The organism is Methanosarcina sp. UBA289, assembly GCA_002496565.1.
Taxonomy (GTDB): domain Archaea; phylum Halobacteriota; class Methanosarcinia; order Methanosarcinales; family Methanosarcinaceae; genus Methanosarcina.
The window spans coordinates 310,182-328,103 of the sequence record DAKJ01000017.1; the positions used below are offsets into that span (position 1 = coordinate 310,182).

A 17,922-nucleotide genomic window follows, 5' to 3' on the forward strand; every position below is an offset into this window, starting at 1 on the left:
TGCAGAACTTTTGGATGCAGAACCTCTGAGTTCAGAATTTTTATATTCATAAATCTTATTAATAAATATTAAGGTAATGCAAAAAAGCAATAGCAAGCACCACAAATCCGTAAAAAAGTTCTTAAAATCATGAGAATTAAATCAATTAACCAAATTAAAGCCCTTCACTGGTATTTAAGTAGCAAGAATCTGAAATATAAAACTGGAAAGGGCAAACTCTCAAATCTTTCAATTTAATTAAGGAAAAACCGGTCGTGCAGACACGACCGGTGAGAGCCTGGGGTTCTAAAATCAATATATTTCCAGAAGGGTTCTAAGATCAATCTATTTCCAACAGGTCTGTTAAAAAAAGATTATTTCTGGTTTTACTCTTTCTTTTCCAAGCAAATGAGCTCTTCGGCGTACGGAAGTGTCTCTTTCATCCAAGCGCAGAACTCCCTCCACTCATCAAGCTTATGGTAGCGGCGCTGGAAGTAAATATTGCGGAGTTCAGCATAATTGGTTATTACCGTCCTTTTCTGCATAAATGCGCTTGGTAGATCTTGGACGAGTTCCCTGAAAACCGCTTTCCGGTATGCGTTGTCCTCTTCACTGTCTCCCTCGCGGGATTTGTAGGCTTTGATAAGGTCATTCAGGTGCCGGATCTGGTCATTTCTGTAATCTGTTAGAGTATCAAAAGAAAAGTCATGAGGAGCAAGCTCCCTGCTGGTCAGCTTGTGCATCGTTGAAGTGGAGTTTTTTTCTACGAACTTGTAAGTATCAAATTCCTTCCACCAGTAGAGAGGAGCTATTAGGTCAAAACAGACTGTAATGAACCTTAAAAATTTGCCGTGCTCGTTCCCTGCAAGAGTCAGGCGCTGGGCCAGATTCAGGTCCTTTTCCCCAAGCGTACAGTCCCCTGCCTCGTCAGGCTCACTGCTGTCCATAAGGTGCCAGGAGTTCATAGGATTTCGCATGCCGAGAATTGCATAATAGATGTTGTATGTACCGTGTAACTTCATTTCAATCATAAAAGCGCCTCTTAAACCCATTACGAAAAGCAACTTATAAATCTGTTTGTTGCAAATGGTTCATAAACCGACATGACAAATAATTTATAAATTTGTCCATGGTAGATAAATTAACTCATATAAACGAACTTATATTAAACAAAGTACCTGATTTAATCAACAAGGAAGTTGAGTCCAGGAATTTAGGGAAATAACCATCATTGTAGGAGGGGAAATTATTTAAGAGAAATAGTCGCCCTCTTAACCCATGCTCTATCCTTTCAAATACAACCTTTCTGCAAATTCCGGATATTTCTATTTGACAATGAGTAGCAACATTGCATATTATCAGTATGAGACTGTTAAATACACTCCTACTAACTTAAATAAACTCGCAACCATATTTAACAAACAGCCAGAAAGCTCTTGATAAATTCGACTTTTCTTAATTTTGAGACAAGGCTTTTGAGACAAAACTTCTGGAAAAATCTCATCAGGCGTCATCAGACACCCTCAGGTGCTTTCGATAGCTTTCACAGGGTCGAGTTTTGCAGCTTTCCGTGCAGGGTAGATACCCGAAATAATATTTATGATGAAAGCGAAGAAAGCCGCATACAAAAAATTAATGGATTCAATTTTAAGAGGCAGGGTCTGTAGCCCAAAATACATCTCTTGAGGGACCTTGATTTCGTAATTCTGAAGTGCAACAGTTACAATGTAACCAAAAACGGTGCCAAGTACAAGCCCTATTGCCCCAAGGATCACAGACTGGAAAAGAAAGACAACCATTATGCTTTTCTGAGAAGCTCCCATGGCTTTGAGGATACCGATTTCCCGAGTCCTCTGGGCAACGATGGTAATCAGAGTATTCGCTATCCCGAAACCTGCAATTCCATAGATCAATAAATAGAAGACGTTTACAAAGATCTTCTGAGTGTTCAGGAGATTTAAGATTTCTGCATTTGCTTCAAGCCAGCTGACGACATCAAGGCCAGATTCTCTTTCAATTGAACTTGCTATAACTTCGGCCTGGTACGGGTCAGTAACCCTGACTCCTATCGTACTCACAACCCCTGGTTTGTTAAAAAATCGTTGCACTGAATCAAGCCTTGCATAGGCAGTTACCTCGTCTGCACTAGTCCCGGTATGAATAAGCCCTACAACCTTAAAGGAAGTAGTTTGCGAACCTGGAAAAACCACATCCACACTATCTCCCGGTTGTACCTCTAGATTTTCTGCAAGCTTATCCCCAAGCACAATTCCATGTCTTGTATGAACAAGCGATAGGAAGCTCCCGTTTATAATATCCTCACTTACTTTCATAACTGAATTTTCAGCCTCAGGTTCAACCCCTTGAAGCGAAACTCCTTCGGCATTGTCCCGGTGTTCCAGGGCAGCCTGACCCAGATATTTGGGAGATACCGCTATAACTCCTTCTTTTTCTGCGATCCGAGCCGAATTGTACTTGTAAAGATGAATAAACTCTTCTTTTTTATCTTGAGGTGTTATGACAATATGAGGATTATTTTCAATGCTTGATTTTACGAGTTCTGTCTGAAAACCTGAAAGCATAGCCATCATTACTGTAATAACAGCTACGGCAAGGGCAACTGCCAGAATAGCAAAAAAGGTTTGCCGCCTTCTGGACAAAACCTGCCTCAAAGCGATTTTCAGTTCGTACATATAAATGAACTCCCACTGGAAAAATCTGATACGTATCTAAGTCTTCCATCCAGCTTCAGTAAGCGATCGATCCACAACTCCTGAAAGATTAAATCCCCGAGGATTTCAAAAATATCAGAAGAGATAATATTTCAACCTCATAAGACTCCTACTTCACATTTTTTCCAAATATAGTGAACGCCCTATAAGCAGTCTTATAATTATTCTTGTAAAACTAATTATAAATCAGTTTCCGATACTCTCAGGAAACACGTAAAAAACTGAGAGAATTATAGAATTTAGTAAATTGGAAAAGAAATCAAAAAAAGAAGGATAAAATGGAAAATAAAAGATAAAAGAGGTTAAAGCTGCACGTAATGTGCAACCTCGCCCAGATCTTCTTCGATTCTGAGAAGCTGGTTGTATTTTGCAGTCCGTTCTCCACGTGCCGGGGCTCCTGTCTTGATCATTTCTGCCCCAATTGCAACAGAGAGATCAGAAATTGTGGAGTCTTCGGTTTCGGCAGAACGATGGCTTACTATTACGGTATAACCATTTCTGGAAGCCATGCTTGCGGCATCAAAAGCTTCGGAGAGTGTTCCGATCTGGTTGATCTTTAAGAGAAGTGCATTTGCCGCTCCCATATCAACGCCTTTTGAAAGCCTCTCGATGTTTGTCACAAAGAGGTCGTCACCAACAATAATTGTATCCCAAAGCTCATTGGTCAGGGCTTCGAAATCCTCAAAGGCTTCCTCATAGAAAGGATCTTCAATTGACAGGATAGGATAGGAATTCACAAGTTCGACGTAGTAATCCATCAGTTCGGGAGCAGCAAGTTTCTTTCCGTCGATTGTATAGGTTTCGTCTTCGTAAAACTCGGAGGCCGCAGCATCAAGTCCAATTGTGACCTCGGTGTCGGTGTAGCCTGCTTCCTCAATAGCCTGGACGAGGGCATCAAGAGCTTCGGTTGACTCGCTCATCTTAGGGGCATATCCTCCCTCATAGCCCACGTTAGTAGAAGACCGGCCGTATTTTTTTTCCAATATTTTTCCAAGAACGTGATAGATTTCTGCTCCGATCTGGAGAGCTTCGTAGAAAGTTTCTGCACCTTTGGGCTGAATCATGAATTCCTGAATTGCAAGATCGTTACCTGCATGCTTGCCCCCATTAAGGACATTCATTGTGGGTACCGGCAGAGTAAACGCATTTGAGCCTCCGAAATAACGATAAAGAGGAATATTAAGGGAGTCTGCAGCTGCTTTTGCAACAGCCATGGATACCCCAAGAATTGCATTTGCTCCTAGGTTTGATTTGTTATCGGTCTCGTCGAGCTCGATCATCAATTCATCGATTTCCCGCTGGTTTCTAACATCAAGCCCCAGCAATTCTTTCTGGATGATGGTGTTCACATTCTTTACTGCAGTAAGAACTCCTTTTCCTCCATATCTATTAGGGTCTGCATCCCGCAGTTCAAGGGCTTCATTCGTACCAGTAGAAGCTCCTGAAGGAACACTGGCTCTGCCAAATCCCTTCGGTGTAAACACATCAACTTCAATAGTGGGATTTCCCCGTGAATCCAGGATCTCCCGAGCATGTATCTTTTGGATTTTATATTCTCCAGAATCCTGCTGTAGACCGATATACGACATCATTTCACCCTTTTTAATTTCTGATCTATCTATTACATATATTCTGTTATTTGAAGCTTAACCTTAATTTTGAAGCTTAATATTAATTTGAAGCTTAATATTAATTTGGAGCTTAACCTTAACTTAACCGTTAGATGTCCGAATTGTATTTAATTCTTTATCCGGTTAACGCGAATAATTTTAGTTAAGTTTTACGCTATTTTCTCATAAGAAACTCTATTAACAAATAAAGATTATATTCTCAATTCCCGAATCCAGAATTATTTTTGTCTCAGATATCCGTAGCTTTGTGAATCTAGGAATACCATAATTTGAAAGTTCGCAGGAGATTTTCTTATTTTTGTAATCTTTAACTCAGGCTTTCCGAATTTCAGGAATGCTAATTTCCTGCAAACACTAGCTTTAAAGGTTTTGGTCAGGATAACAAAACTGTTTTTTTCTGGAGACTTGTTAATACGAGTTTATATATTGAAACATTCCAAAAAAAGGTTTTAGTAGGGTTTGATAGCCATTTTACTCCGTAACAATACTCAATTTATTTAAAAAAACAATTTTATCTACATAAAATATATAAACCTGAAGGTATTATTCACTTTCGATGACCGACGATTCTCCAGTTAATTTAACCGAAAAAGAGTATTCAATTATTGATATGCTCCAGAGCCTGGGACTTCCGAGGACAGAAGCCACCGCAATCGTATGTCTCAAAGATTGCAGTGAGCTCAGGTCCCTTCACATTGAACTTGTATCGGGGCTTAGACAACCGGAAGTGAGTGTAGCCATGCGTCCCCTGAGGGATAGAGGCTGGGTGGACGAAAGGTCTGAAAAAAAGAATAAAGGAAAAGGTAGACCTGTAAAGTACTACCAGTTAACAGTGCCCTTCTCACAAATTGTAAAGGTTCTAGAGGAAGAATTTTTAAAAGATAACACGGAAAAAATAATTGCACTCAAAAGGCTTCGAGAACTGGAATTAGTGTCTCAAAATTGAGCTTGAGGAAAACTGCCGGACAATCTTTGCAGGATTGTATTTTTGATTTTCGCCATTATACTCAAACTTTTGAGCACTTATTATAGCCAATTACTTGTTTTACCTGGCCATCATTCCAGGTTCGAAGCCTGCTCAAAATCTACAGGGGAAAAGCCCTGTTCCTTATCTGCAATTCTTCTGGCAGAGAATCCCTCTAGTTCGAAGACGAAAACCTCAATTACCATAAAAACTTCGCTCTCACCTCTCAAACACCCTAGTTTTACATTATCTCCCCTTCCTGCACCTGCATGCAGGTGGATCTTAGGCTTTCCATCCATTAAAAAAATATCTCCTATTCCTAGAATCTCATGGGCATCATTAAAGCCGAACCATACAGGTTCCGGAGGGGTTATACTTTCTTTTGGGCCTGTAACAAGTTTTGCTTCTTTTAATGCGCCCAGCAACATGAAAACCGCAGATTCGATACGCTCCAGTTCAGCAAGTTTAATCAGTTCCAGAATCAAGTCATCTCCATGATCGATCCTGACAGTAAATACTCTGCCTATTCTTCCTTTTGCATACTCCATTTATCTAATCCTCACTGATCTGTAATTTTCCCGTCCACGAGTCTGATAATCCTATCAGCTTTCGAGGCCAGGTCCTCATTATGAGTAACCACAATAAAGGTCTGACTATACTCCCTGTTCAACCGTCTGAGCAGTTCATAAATCAAGTCACCTGTTTTAGTATCAAGGTTGCCTGTAGGCTCGTCCCCAAGCACGATTGCAGGAGAACAGCTAAGTGCCCTTGCTACTGCAACCCTCTGGCTCTGTCCTCCAGAAAGTTCCCCGGGTTTGTGATCCATCCGATCTTCAAGCCCTACCTCTTTCAGAAGGTTTTCAGCAATTTCTTGTGCTTCCTTCCTGCTTTTTCCCGCAATCAAGAGTGGCATTATTACGTTCTCCAGAGCCGTAAAATCCGGGAGCAGGTGATGGTACTGGAAAACAAAGCCGAGCATCCTGTTCCGCATCTCGGAACGTTCCTTATCCGACATTTTTGTTACGTCTTTTCCGTCTATCAGGAGCGTCCCCAAACTTGGAGTATCAAGCAGGCCTATCAGGTGCATAAGTGTACTTTTACCTGAACCCGAGGGCCCGACAATTGCCACAAATTCCCCTTTCTTAATTCTCAAATTTGCATTGTCGAGCGCACGAAACTCTATTCCGTTTTTATATATTTTTGTCAGGTTTTTAAGCTCGATAATTGGGCTTTCTTCAGTCATGCTTTTCCTGTGTTTTCAAAACAATTGTAATAAAAATAGAGGAGCTCTTAAGTAAAGAGCTTTTGGGCAGACTGCAAGATCTTATAGAAAATCTATATTTCAGAACCCTTTATCTGTTATATAGAGAGGAAGTTTCTATACCTTTTCTTTCCACTGAGATCTTTACTCGTCCCTTTTACTTATAATATAGGCTGCTGTGAGAATGAAACTGCAGCCCAGGAAAGTCGAGATATAGAGCGGGCTTTTTAGGACAGTAACATCAAAGAAGATTCCGGAAACAGGCTCAATCAGAGCAAGAATACTTCCTGTTTGTGCTCTTATTTTTGAGATCCCCCTGAAGTATATTACAGCAGCAAACGTAACAGTTACGCCGAAGAGAAGCAGGATGTCAAGGTTTTTAACGAAAACGTCAGCCGGAGTGGAGAGTGCAGAAGGCAGCATAAAAAGAAGGCTTATTCCGGTCAGCCAGAAGGTTTGGGCAATCCCTGAATAATCTTCCTTTAGGTACCGTACCGTTAGAATAGTCGCACCGAATGAAAAACCTGACAGCAAGCCGAAAATAAGGCCTTTCTGGAACTCAGGGCCTGTATGTTCAAGAATTTCCCCCGAATGGGCGATCAGTAAAACTCCTGCAGTTGCAAGTAAAAGAGGGAGAAAGCTATTACTGCTTCTGTGTTCTCCGAGAATCGACGGAGCAAACAGACTAACATACACCGGAGCCGTATACAACAGAAGGACAGCAACTGAGATCCCACTGTACCGGATGGATGAGAAGTAACATAATCCTGTTATCGCATTCAGAAGACCCAGGATCAGAAGGTATCTTTTTTTCTTTTGAGGTTTAAGCTGTCCAAGCCCTCGATTGAACAGTAGGTAAATAAAGATCATGCCGAGACCAAAGAAGAGCCTGGAGAACAAAATAGATCCGGCTGACATATCCTGAATCTTATCCAGAAAAACTCCGATAGTGCCGTAAATAATGCTGCCAGTTATAACTTCGGAATATGGCTTTAAAGAGTTTTCCTGCACAGGCATGGTCGAGAATTAAAAGTTTGCGGATATATATTTTTGGGCGTGGAAAAATGTAGGACCTGCGGGGCTTTATGAAGAATTTTGAGTGAGAAAAGAAAGGATAAAGGAAAGATAAAGAAAGAGAAGGAAAGAAGAGGGAAATAAGAAGGAAAGATAAAAAAGAGAAGGAAAGAAGAGGGAAATAAGAAGGAAAGATAAAGAAAAGAAAGAGAAAAAGGAAAAAGAAGAAAAAGGAAAGATAAGCTCAAAGGTAAAATCTTATTTACCCTGTGCCCTTAAAACCGGTTTTTTCCTGACAACGGCCCTTTTGTTAATAGCTATTTTGTCCCGGAAAACTAATTTTTTCAGTGAAACCGAATCATCGAAGCTTATTACAATTGCCGCAGCAAGGATGAAAATACAACCAGTAATCATCCCGCTGTGAATCGGGCTTCCGAGTACCGTGTAGTCAAAGAATATGCAGGAAACCGGCTCAAGGAGAGTAAGGATACTGCCCGTAATAGCGCTCACGCCTGTTACACCCCTTATATAAAACACTGCCCCGATACCTGTAATCAGTACCCCAAAGAGTATAAGGACTGGAAGGTTTGTGGTAAGCACATCCCGTGGAACGGAAAAGGCAAAGGGTGAAAGGAAGAACAGGCTGATTGCACTCTGCCAGAAGAGTTGGGTAAGCCCGTTGTATTCATCTCTTAGATAGCGAACTGAGATTATTACGCCGCTGCTAAAAAGCCCTCCTATAAGTCCGAAAAGCACTCCTTTAAGATAATTACTGCCAAATTCAAGCTGTTCGAAACCTCCTTCCGGCCTTGTTACATAGAAGACTCCTATCAGGCCAAGGAAAAGAGCAAAAATAGTTTTTCCTGTGTTCTTTTCACCCAGCAGCAGAGGGGCAAGAATAGTCAGATAAATCGGATCCGTATAAAGCAGCAGAACGGCTGAAGAAGCTCCGAGATAACGAATTGCCGAATAATAAAAAAACATTTGAAAAACATACAATAATCCTAGAAGAAGCAGGTACTTCTTCTTTCTTTTTAGAGAGAGTTGGCTTAAATTCCCGGAAATTGCAAGATAAAACAAAACGGCTGTGAGTCCGAAGAATATTCTGTAGAAAATAATTGAGCCTATGGACATGTCTTCCAGATGTTGCATGTAGATTCCGACGGTACCGTAAATGATGCAGGCTATTAGCAGTTCAAAATAATGTTTATAAGCTTCAGTCATAGATTATTTAGAGTGATTAAATGTATATATATTTTTAGTAAGATAACACTTTGTAATATTTATTATACTGTTGAAAACACAGATTTATTTAGAGGCTCCAAATTCAATTTTGAGATCACAAAAGGTTTTTAGAGTCTCAGATTCAGTTTTGAGATTTTTGTAGGCTGAGTACCACATGCTGCCTGCTTCCTGTCCTGTAGATAGTAAGCCCCTTTAGCCCCTGTTTCCAGGCATAAATCAAAGTCTGTTTGATATCTTCTTTTACTGCGGAACCAGGCATATTGATAGTTTTCGAAATTCCAGCGTGGCAATGCCGTTGAAATGCGGCCTGCATATCAATATGAGCCTTCCAGTCAATATCAAGTGCGGACCTGAAAAGCTGCTTTTCTTCTTTGCTTACAAGTTTCGGATTTTCCATATTCTGCAAGGTACCGTATTTATAGACATGTTCAAGAAGCCAGTTATAGTCAGCTTCCGGCAGTTTCGATTTGAAATGTGTTTTAAAAAATGGGTGAACAAGCATAAACTCCCTGCCTACGGTATGGGTCCGCCTGTATACCCAGCTGAAAACAGGTTCAATTCCTGCCGAACAACCGGCAAGAATGCTGATCGTACCTGTCGGAGCAACTGCGGTTAATGCAGCATTCCTCATAGGAAGTTCCCACATGGAGTCCTCATATTCCGGAAAAGCCCCTTTTTCCGAAGCAAGCTTTCTTGATTCTCGGATTGAAGCCGAAGTAACTTGCTCCATAACTTTTTCCGCAAGCTTGAAGGCTTCCTGTGAGTCATAGGGCAACCCAAGTTTCAGAAGCATATCATGAAAGCCCATTACCCCAAGCCCTAATTTACGGGTCATTTTGGTTGCAGCCTCAATCTCCGGAACAGGATATATATTTTTATCAATTCCATTGTCAAGAAAGCGGGTAGCTTTTCCGGCTACTTCCCTGAGAAGGTCCCAGTTTATTTTTCCATCCGTAACAAAAAGAGAAAGATTTATGCTGCCTAGGTTGCAGGCTTCGAAAGGAAGAAGTGGTTCTTCCCCGCAGGGGTTTGTGGCCGAGATATCACCAAGTGCAGGCGTGAAGTTATCCCTGTTTATGCGGTCATAAAAAAGAATACCAGGTTCGCCGTTTCTCCAGATCCCATCAAGAATTTCGGAAAATATGCACCCGACCGTCACGCCTGTTTGCCGGTTCCAAACCTCGCTAACCTTATTGGCTTCAACAAGTTCCATGAAAGCATCAGGAACCATAACCGAGAGATTAAAATTGCTCAACTCTCCTTCTACATGCTTTGCCCTGATGAAAGAAAGGATATCATTGTGGGAAATCTCAAGGATGCCCATATTGGCACCCCGACGTCTTCCAAACTGTTTTACGACCTCAGTTGCCTGATTAAAAAGTTTCATGACAGCTACAGGACCACTCGTTACGTCGTCACCACAGGAGCTGAGAGAACCATCAGAGCATATTTTAGAGAAATTAAAACCTGTACCTCCTCCGGTTTTCTGAATCAGAGCTGCGGTTTTAATCGAATTGAAGATTTCCTCAACTTTGTCCTCCACAGGAATTACAAAACAGGCTGCAAGCTGTCCAAATTCGGTGCCCGCATTCATGAGCGTGGGCGAGCTAGGAAGAAAAATCTTTCTTATCATGAGATCTTTGAAATCGACATACTCTTCCTCAGTTACTGCAATTGCCTTTGCAACTCTCTCGCAAACGTCCTCCCAATCTTTTTCCTTCTCACGCAGATACCTGACTTTAAGAGTCTCACTTGCCAGAAAATCCAATCCCTCTTCTGTTTCCCACACAAAAATCTCTTCTCCTGTGAACATTCAGCAGGCTTCAGTCTCCGATAAAAGAAATTATATTCTTATTAGGCGGGATTTTTTATCATTGTATCCGAAAATGTGATCAGAAATGATAATCAGAACTAGTTGTCAGAAAGAAGGATTTAGAAACTACATAGAAGAAATCATCAGATTTAAAGATTAAAAATAATAAACAAGGATAAAAATGGAAAGTAGAAAAATGAAAAGTAGAAAAATGAAAAAATAAAAGGCAGGAATTATCCTGAAGTTTATCCTGAAGTATAAGAAATTTCAGACCAGTTCAGCTTTTATGATTTTTACTTCGGTTTTCGGGCGGTCTTGGCGGTCAGTTTTCACCTTTCCTATGGAATCCACAACATCCATGCCATCCACTACTTTTCCAAAGACAGGATGCATCCTATCGAGATAATTATTGTTCACAAGGTTGATAAAGAACTGGCTTCCACCTGTATTCGGGCCTGCGTTTGCCATGGATAGAGTACCCTTGTCGTTCCGGTTATGGCTCGTGAATTCATCAGGAATCTCGTAGCCTGGTCCACCCATGCCTGTGCCTGTCGGGTCTCCGCCCTGGATCATAAATTTGTCAATAACCCTGTGGAAAATAACTCCGTCATAGAAGCCCTTCTCCACGAGTTTTGCGAAATTTCCCGCTGTAATCGGCATGTCTTCAAAAAGCTCGATTGTTATATCACCCATAGTGGTATGGAGAACCACTTTCTTTCCTTTCCATACAGCCATTGCTTTTCCTCTGCCAGTCATACAATTTTATTTTTATTTTCGCCTGTCTTTTTGTCGGCTTTTCGTGCACTTTATGCTTACCTTACATGTAAATGCTTCGCTACCCGAATTTCGCTTCGGGAGCACGAAGCCCTTTTCGCTCACTTCGTTCGCTCAAGAGGGCTGAATTATAATGAAGATATTTAGCTGAGTCAGGAGAGCAGATTTATGATTATCAAAAACTGACTTCCAACGCGATGAAAGGCTCATTTATTTGAGTTCCATTTTGGGCTACGCGTCATACCTTTTAAAAAGGCTTATCACAAACTTTCAAGAAAAGTTTGATCAAAACCCGAAAGCGAGACGGCAAAAGTCTATTTTTAGAATTAATCAATAATTTATGGACAGGACTAAAATGGATAACATTATACCGTGATGCAAAATTATGAAAAAATGAATTTTACTGCGAGAAATGGGTTTATGACTGAAATAATTACGTGAAATTTGAAAATGTATTTTTTACCTCACCACAAGCCAATCAATTTTAGAGAATACAAAAACATAATTCCTGACAGGATATTGAGTGCTACAAGTTGACCTTTCCTTTTCTTCCATCTTTTTACCATGATATGGTTTACCCAGTAAGCCATCGAAGTAGCCAGCATCCCAACCACGAAAGCAACAAAAACATCAGGGAGCCCAAAAATTTTACTGAGAATAAATCCAATACCTCCAACCACGCACACTGGACAAACCATACTATCCTCTTGCTCTTTGGTCTTTATCTGAAACTCTGGGATTTATCTTAAACTTTAATTTCCGATTTTTATATTCAGACTTTAAGATTTTCCGTTTTTTATATTAGGACTTTAAGATTAAGTCTATTAGTCACATGCTTTTCATTTGGATTTGTTTTTCTCCTGTTGAATGACGGCAAGATCCAGGACTTTTTTAAACATTTCTTCATCAGTATCATTTCGTCCAACAAACCTAGCCTGGGATATATCCGTGCTGACATTCCCATTCTCTTGCATATAGACATATGTTCCATTTTCAATGCCAACAATCACAAAGGAGTAAGGAATAATTTCTACGTCGAAATAGTATCCAAGTTCAGGACTTTTGTCTACATCTACGGACACAATAGTTGCTTTTCCTTGATATTTTGCTGCTAGTTCTTTAAGGACGGGCTTTAAAGACCGGCACTCTGGGCACCATCTAGCTCCTATTTTCACAAATACAGGAGTTTTCTGAAGGGACGTGTTTATCTGCTCCAGTTGGGTTATAACAACAACATTATTATCCGCACTTATTCCAAAGTTTGTGGAATTATTCTGGGAGTTTTCATCACATCCAGCCGTAAAGAGTACTGACACAAGCAAGATCAGTAATATAACTGATTTCTTCATGTTAGCCTTCCATTATATTCACTATTATACGATTGATTCTTGTACGATTGATTCTTAAAATCCGTTGATGTAAATTTATCAGTGACAATTACAATAATTAACTTTTAGAATCATTTTGACGTCTCTGTATATAGAAAATAATAAACCTAAATTTATTTTCATAAGAGGCATAAATGTATACAACTAGAGAATAAATAAAAATAGCCGAAGAATTTATCCTTATCATAAAAATTTATGAAAATTATATAATCTATTAAATTTTGTTGACGTTGTTTTCAGGGTATACCTAATATTGTCTCTATATTGTCTCTAGCTTTTTGTTCCTCGCTTCGGTGAGGATAGAATATACTTCATTGACATTGTTTAAGGAAATTTCTTGCCTGAGTGTTTATCTTTTATAGACTATAATTTAAAAAATGGGAATTGATGTTGTTTATTGACCCAGCGCTGAAAGCATCATTTACTGTTCTTTAATCCAATTTGAGTGCATTTATAGTCTTATATAGTCCTCGCTTTTTCTCCATTTGAAAAAGGCTTGCAATTCCTTACTTTCCTTTATTCCATAGTTTACAGTTCATTTCACTAAAAATACAGCTGCAAAACAGTAATTTCGGGCATAATTCCTCATATTTGTGCAAATCTTCCATAGAGCACATTTTTCTTAGTATTTTAGTCCTAAGAATTTTTTGGTAATTTATTCCTCTTCATGAAGGTTCTCTACCTGCTTGAATAATTTATATGAAAGATTACATTTTTATAGACAATTCAGTGTATTTTTATTGGGAAGTAGTTTTACTAAACTGCAAAAAGTAATTGTGGGGGAAATTATTACGAAGAAACTAGATATTTTTCACCTGAGGATAGCTACAAGCCTTTTGATTGTGCTTTCAACTCTTCTAATTTCATTAGCATTAACTGAGGAGGCAGATGTCAATTTAGAAGACGAAAAAGATAAAACAGATTTCGCATCAATGTATAATGAAACTGAATTAATTGATCAGGAAATAGGCCTGAACTTCCGGTTTCTTATATCCATGCTTCAAATGTTTGACCTTAACCTCATAAACGGGACCCTTAACTCTCGTGTCGAGGAATACCCATCTCTGCAGCCTACAATCGAAGGGACAGAGGCAGGCATAGCAACAGCGGATTCTATACTCGATGTATTGGAATCGAATCCTGAAAACTTGAGTGAGATGAAAGAGTCCCTGATCTCCTTAAATGAAAATATGGCACAGCTTAATGCAAGCCTCAAATATCCGGACAGCATGATCGAAGCTGCCAACTCAACCCTTGGAGAGCCTGAGAGCACCACACCTATGATTGTGGATATGTTCAAAAGCTTAAAATCAATGACAGAAACTCTTGAGTGAAAACTTCGACATTAAAATCAGAGGAAATTACTAAACTTGTGGGCCTAGTAAGCAAATTTAGATAAATATTCAGATTGATGCTGATTATTTTAAGCCGATATTCCTGTCGGCAGATTAATTTTGTTTTTGGCGATCTGCAAGAAAAACTACAATCTTGAATCTTCTTGAAAAGAAATACAGTTAAGGTTCAAAATATGGATTTTTATAGTTAAAATACCCAGAAAGGACTGTAACCATATAAAGTACATTAACTCTACAACACAAAATAGAAAAATTCAAAAGCTTTCTGAGTAAGGTAAGGAAAATTGCCTTTTCAAGCTTCAGCCGCATGTTAATCAATGAACTCTTCTAACGAATCGATAAATGACTCTAATTTTCTTCTCACCTCATCCAAATTATGCTTCCCTTCCATGCGCCATATCTCATGGTCCTCAAAATCGTACAATATTGATAGTGGTAACGTATTTTCGTCGTATTTGCTTTTTCTTTCCGGGCAATTTCCCACGCTTACAACTTCAACAAACAGCGCATTGTTAAATTTTGGTTCTGTCATCAATAGCTCATGCATGAAAAAGATTAAGTCCTGGCTGTCCTTGTTGCTGGTGGATTTTATGTTAATCCGATATACCAGTTTGTTGCCATAGTACGAAAACAACAGACGCTGCAAAACAGTATTTATTGTCTCATCAGGGTGGATTTTCGCTTCATTGAGCCTGTCATGAAGATTCTGCGTGATTCTCACATTTTCCGTAGTATGCGAGAGTTCCGGAAAACTCCTTTTCCTACCGTTAATGATGAACCAGTAACTACCGTTTTCATGTATAAGCTGGCAGGTGTCATCGTATCGAGCTAGTAATTTTGTAATTATCGTACTCTTAGACTCCCACGCACTATCACTATTTCTATCTCTACAAAAGTCGAGGGCTTCGTAGAGTTCAGCACTAACTTTAATGGTCTTTGTTTCCACGGGTGTACCTCAATCTGGAGCATACATCTGGTTAATATATAAATAACGTTCGCCATGGCACTCAAGGAAAATCCTCTTGTGTGCTGTGGCACTACTTGCAGGCTTGGTAAGAAAACAAATGGATATGATAATGATTCACCCCAGTTAAACTCCCTGATTAAACAAACCCCCAAATGTTTTTCAATCAGTGAAGTCTACACGGATATGCAATACTCATCTAAACAAAATCTTGAATTGGTAGGTGTTATTGGTGGAACTCTATATATACTCTTTAAAAAGAACGTAACTGTAAAATCCAGAGGTCCAACCACGTGGTCAAAAATGTATCATTACTTCCAGTTTAATAGAGATGAATTCATGAAGCACTACCACAAGAGAAGCAATATTGAATCTACAAATGCAGCCATTAAGAGGAGGTTCGGATAGACTTTGAAGTCTAAGAATCCAGTTGCTCAGGTGAATGAATTATTAGCTAAGATTATAGCGTATAATTTAACTGTAGTAATCCATGAGATGTATGAAAATGGGATTAATCCAGAGTTCTTAAGTATCAATACAAGTAATATGAATTAATTATTTATTTTTTTGTTTTAAACTGTGATTAAATTTTTGTCTTAAAAGCTTACCAATATCACAACTGTAAAAAGGCTCATATTCACTAACATAATGTACAGGGAACACTTCTATATTTAATTTACAATTTCTATATTCTGATGTGTTTATAAAATCATATATGGCTTGTTGATCATGATAGGAGGGCGCGCTTCCTCGCTTACAGCATACACACCCCATCCAAGTAGTATTTTTAGGATATTTAGAATTGTAATCCGATGAAACTTTATCCTTAAATTTGTTATACGTGTTCATTATTTGCAATAGAGCGTGATCAATATCATTCTCATCACTTTTTAATTCAGTTAAACACATAATTTCCTCTAAAGTATCGCCTTTACTATAATAGATAAGTAAATCACAAACTTTATTACTTTTTTGAGAAGAATCTGCCTCTAAATGACTTACTTTCTTATGACGAGTGATTTTTTTACTACATTTATTAGATTCTTGCTCAGTATTATAACAGTAATTACGGAATCCTGGTTTTAGTACACAATTTTCAGTATGGTTGTCGTCTATTTTAAAGAAAAGAACTTTTTCATCTTTTGAATCGCGCTCAAAATATACTTTTACTTTATTTTCATTGTAACAAGTGTCTCCAAGCAAACACGTTGCTATGAGCATATTAAATGGCATTTAGACATCTTCCATATTTAGTATATTGTAAAAAATTCTTTGTAGTTCGTCGGAAATATTACCGAATGTTCCCCAATTTATGAAGCCGCTATCGTTTAGTAATTTAGTTATTTCACCGTATTCAAAAAGGTATACACTGACTTTATCTTTAGATAATAATGAATTTTTATCTTTTAAGTACAATAAATCTTCAATTTCTGATATGTTTTCAGCTGTTGCTTTGTCTTCTGCTCTTATCATATTAGAAAGGTGCTCAACAATATAGGGGCTGTGAGTTGTGATAATGACTTTTAGACCTGCATTAATCATCATTCCCAAAAATTCAGCACATTGTGCCTGTGCTAAAGGATGAAGATTCATCTCGGGTTCGTCTATTACAATTAAATCCCCTCTCATTGCCACAAATCGAAGATAAAATACCAGAGGAGCTAAATCTTTCACAAATGAAGAAGCAGCTTGTAAATCAAGTATTTCTTTATCTTTGAATTTGTAAATAATATGTAGCGACCCATCCCTTTTCCTAAAAACATCAACTGAGCCATTTAAAATGTTCTTCTCTAGAATTTCTGCTAAATGAGTGTAATTTTTGATATCTGCGTTTTTTTCAGCAAGTTTCAATCGATTAATTTTAACAAGTTCATCTGAAGATTCCCATAGAATATTGAAAAGACTTCCAAAAGGAGAGAAAGGAGACGATTTGAACGTTATTTTATTTATTTTCTCATCAATATCTTCCCTTTTTTTATCCCCAACTACTTTCCCAAGTGCGCCGAAACCAATCATCTGCACTAGACCGGTTCTTTCAGAAGGCAAAAAATGTACATTTGGATAAAAAGCCCGATGTATTAACTGAAAAACTTGAAGCGCTATGAATCTCCTTATAAGTGCAACTGGAATCTCCTTTATTTTTCCTTCTGTTTCTGTTATGAAAAATAAATCAAAATCGCCTTTTTCTTTATGGCATGACAAAATCGCATTACCGTTTTTATCTACCGAAATATTATTTTCAAGTTTCCATGATTTAATTATGTCTAGAGAATTTTCAAAACGTTCTTCTATTTCAAAATTTATATTTAGGGTATCAAAATTTAGTCTCGAAGACATTAAAACTTCTGGCAAATTTGACGGGATTAACCTAATTAAATCTTTAAGATAATATTTATAATATTTTTCAAATATTTCAGTTATATTTATTTTGCTATGCCCTTCATCTAAAATCTGTTTAACAATATTGTCAATAAAACTATATTCTTCTGGCTGGTTCTCTGAGTAATAATCCATGAAATTATTATAAGCACCAATAGAAAACAAAGATCCTATTGTATATGCAGTCCACGTTTTTCCAGAATTATTCGGGCCGACAAACACAGTTAATGGTTTTAATTCAAATGTGCCCTTTTTAACTGCACCTAAATTTTCAACTGTTACTCGCATCTTATCCATACTCAAGTCACTCCTCTAATAAATAATCACCGATTTTGATAAAAATACTACTTGTAAGATTATATAATATAATTTTTGGATATATAGTGAATAAATATTTTAAATTTTGTACAACGTGGAATCTTG

General features: G+C 38.4%; 17 protein-coding genes. 3 read left to right on the top strand and 14 right to left on the bottom strand.

Annotation, left to right across the window (positions count from 1 at the left end; all coding sequences use genetic code 11):
• Positions 1 to 365 precede the first annotated feature (365 nt).
• From BP549_RS07550 to eno, 3 genes are all read right to left on the bottom strand, one after another.
• Positions 366 to 1,010 carry a hypothetical protein gene (locus BP549_RS07550; RefSeq protein WP_292374875.1) on the bottom strand — a complete coding sequence of 215 codons (645 nt, stop codon included), beginning with the start codon at positions 1,008 to 1,010 and terminating at the stop codon, positions 366 to 368.
• A gap of 492 nt (positions 1,011 to 1,502) precedes the next feature.
• Positions 1,503 to 2,672: an ABC transporter permease gene (locus BP549_RS07555; protein WP_292379523.1), complete on the bottom strand. Its 1,170-nt coding sequence runs from the start codon at positions 2,670 to 2,672 to the stop codon at positions 1,503 to 1,505.
• A gap of 341 nt (positions 2,673 to 3,013) precedes the next feature.
• The gene (gene eno / locus BP549_RS07560; RefSeq protein ID WP_292374896.1) at positions 3,014 to 4,300 is read right to left on the bottom strand and encodes a phosphopyruvate hydratase; all 1,287 of its coding nucleotides are present in this window, start codon (positions 4,298 to 4,300) and stop codon (positions 3,014 to 3,016) included.
• 598 nt (positions 4,301 to 4,898) lie between these two features.
• Between eno and BP549_RS07565 the strand changes: the two genes are divergently transcribed.
• Positions 4,899 to 5,288 carry a transcriptional regulator gene (locus tag BP549_RS07565; protein WP_292374871.1) on the top strand — a complete coding sequence of 130 codons (390 nt, stop codon included), beginning with the start codon at positions 4,899 to 4,901 and terminating at the stop codon, positions 5,286 to 5,288.
• Between the two features lie 110 nt (positions 5,289 to 5,398).
• Here the strand turns inward: BP549_RS07565 and BP549_RS07570 are convergent, their stop codons facing one another.
• The 8 genes from BP549_RS07570 to BP549_RS07605 form a co-directional block, all read right to left on the bottom strand.
• Positions 5,399 to 5,854, bottom strand: a complete 456-nt coding sequence (locus BP549_RS07570) for a PPC domain-containing DNA-binding protein (protein WP_292374869.1) — start codon at positions 5,852 to 5,854, stop codon at positions 5,399 to 5,401.
• 11 nt (positions 5,855 to 5,865) lie between these two features.
• On the bottom strand, positions 5,866 to 6,549 hold the full coding sequence (locus BP549_RS07575) for an ABC transporter ATP-binding protein (RefSeq protein WP_292379524.1): 684 nt from the start codon (positions 6,547 to 6,549) through the stop codon (positions 5,866 to 5,868).
• 162 nt (positions 6,550 to 6,711) lie between these two features.
• Positions 6,712 to 7,584, bottom strand: a complete 873-nt coding sequence (locus BP549_RS07580) for a DMT family transporter (RefSeq protein ID WP_292379527.1) — start codon at positions 7,582 to 7,584, stop codon at positions 6,712 to 6,714.
• A 255-nt stretch (positions 7,585 to 7,839) separates the two neighbouring features.
• Positions 7,840 to 8,805, bottom strand: a complete 966-nt coding sequence (locus BP549_RS07585; protein WP_292379529.1) for a DMT family transporter — start codon at positions 8,803 to 8,805, stop codon at positions 7,840 to 7,842.
• A gap of 142 nt (positions 8,806 to 8,947) precedes the next feature.
• Positions 8,948 to 10,639, bottom strand: coding sequence for an adenosylcobalamin-dependent ribonucleoside-diphosphate reductase (locus BP549_RS07590; protein WP_292379531.1), 1,692 nt, complete (start codon positions 10,637 to 10,639; stop codon positions 8,948 to 8,950).
• Between the two features lie 267 nt (positions 10,640 to 10,906).
• Complete coding sequence (locus BP549_RS07595; protein ID WP_292374894.1) at positions 10,907 to 11,374, bottom strand: peptidylprolyl isomerase; 468 nt, start codon at positions 11,372 to 11,374, stop codon at positions 10,907 to 10,909.
• 503 nt (positions 11,375 to 11,877) lie between these two features.
• Positions 11,878 to 12,111, bottom strand: coding sequence for a hypothetical protein (locus tag BP549_RS07600; protein WP_292379533.1), 234 nt, complete (start codon positions 12,109 to 12,111; stop codon positions 11,878 to 11,880).
• A 141-nt stretch (positions 12,112 to 12,252) separates the two neighbouring features.
• Positions 12,253 to 12,762 (bottom strand): thioredoxin family protein, encoded by a 510-nt coding sequence (locus BP549_RS07605; RefSeq protein WP_292379535.1) that lies wholly within the window; start codon positions 12,760 to 12,762, stop codon positions 12,253 to 12,255.
• Between the two features lie 815 nt (positions 12,763 to 13,577).
• Between BP549_RS07605 and BP549_RS07610 the strand changes: the two genes are divergently transcribed.
• Complete coding sequence (locus BP549_RS07610) at positions 13,578 to 14,135, top strand: hypothetical protein (protein WP_292379538.1); 558 nt, start codon at positions 13,578 to 13,580, stop codon at positions 14,133 to 14,135.
• 331 nt (positions 14,136 to 14,466) lie between these two features.
• Here BP549_RS07610 and BP549_RS07615 read toward each other — a convergent pair whose 3' ends face one another.
• Entirely contained in the window at positions 14,467 to 15,102 is a 636-nt protein-coding gene (locus BP549_RS07615) for a hypothetical protein (RefSeq protein ID WP_292379540.1), read from the bottom strand.
• 54 nt (positions 15,103 to 15,156) lie between these two features.
• Between BP549_RS07615 and BP549_RS07620 the strand changes: the two genes are divergently transcribed.
• Positions 15,157 to 15,528 carry a hypothetical protein gene (locus tag BP549_RS07620; protein ID WP_292379544.1) on the top strand — a complete coding sequence of 124 codons (372 nt, stop codon included), beginning with the start codon at positions 15,157 to 15,159 and terminating at the stop codon, positions 15,526 to 15,528.
• 147 nt (positions 15,529 to 15,675) lie between these two features.
• Here BP549_RS07620 and BP549_RS07625 read toward each other — a convergent pair whose 3' ends face one another.
• Positions 15,676 to 16,353, bottom strand: coding sequence for a hypothetical protein (locus BP549_RS07625; RefSeq protein ID WP_292379547.1), 678 nt, complete (start codon positions 16,351 to 16,353; stop codon positions 15,676 to 15,678).
• Positions 16,354 to 17,796, bottom strand: a complete 1,443-nt coding sequence (locus BP549_RS07630) for an AAA family ATPase (RefSeq protein WP_292379550.1) — start codon at positions 17,794 to 17,796, stop codon at positions 16,354 to 16,356.
• Between the last annotated feature and the right edge of the window lie 126 nt (positions 17,797 to 17,922).

Coding starts and splice junctions, on each gene's coding strand:
- BP549_RS07600 (WP_292379533.1), bottom strand. CDS start 12,111: ATGGTTTGTCCAGTGTGCGTGGTTGGAGGTATTGGATTTATTCTCAGT.
- BP549_RS07550 (WP_292374875.1), bottom strand. CDS start 1,010: ATGATTGAAATGAAGTTACACGGTACATACAACATCTATTATGCAATT.
- eno (WP_292374896.1), bottom strand. CDS start 4,300: ATGTCGTATATCGGTCTACAGCAGGATTCTGGAGAATATAAAATCCAA.
- BP549_RS07590 (WP_292379531.1), bottom strand. CDS start 10,639: ATGTTCACAGGAGAAGAGATTTTTGTGTGGGAAACAGAAGAGGGATTG.
- BP549_RS07570 (WP_292374869.1), bottom strand. CDS start 5,854: ATGGAGTATGCAAAAGGAAGAATAGGCAGAGTATTTACTGTCAGGATC.
- BP549_RS07625 (WP_292379547.1), bottom strand. CDS start 16,353: ATGCCATTTAATATGCTCATAGCAACGTGTTTGCTTGGAGACACTTGT.
- BP549_RS07630 (WP_292379550.1), bottom strand. CDS start 17,796: ATGGATAAGATGCGAGTAACAGTTGAAAATTTAGGTGCAGTTAAAAAG.
- BP549_RS07575 (WP_292379524.1), bottom strand. CDS start 6,549: ATGACTGAAGAAAGCCCAATTATCGAGCTTAAAAACCTGACAAAAATA.
- BP549_RS07620 (WP_292379544.1), top strand. CDS start 15,157: ATGGCACTCAAGGAAAATCCTCTTGTGTGCTGTGGCACTACTTGCAGG.
- BP549_RS07555 (WP_292379523.1), bottom strand. CDS start 2,672: ATGTACGAACTGAAAATCGCTTTGAGGCAGGTTTTGTCCAGAAGGCGG.
- BP549_RS07605 (WP_292379535.1), bottom strand. CDS start 12,762: ATGAAGAAATCAGTTATATTACTGATCTTGCTTGTGTCAGTACTCTTT.
- BP549_RS07585 (WP_292379529.1), bottom strand. CDS start 8,805: ATGACTGAAGCTTATAAACATTATTTTGAACTGCTAATAGCCTGCATC.
- BP549_RS07595 (WP_292374894.1), bottom strand. CDS start 11,374: ATGGCTGTATGGAAAGGAAAGAAAGTGGTTCTCCATACCACTATGGGT.
- BP549_RS07565 (WP_292374871.1), top strand. CDS start 4,899: ATGACCGACGATTCTCCAGTTAATTTAACCGAAAAAGAGTATTCAATT.
- BP549_RS07580 (WP_292379527.1), bottom strand. CDS start 7,584: ATGCCTGTGCAGGAAAACTCTTTAAAGCCATATTCCGAAGTTATAACT.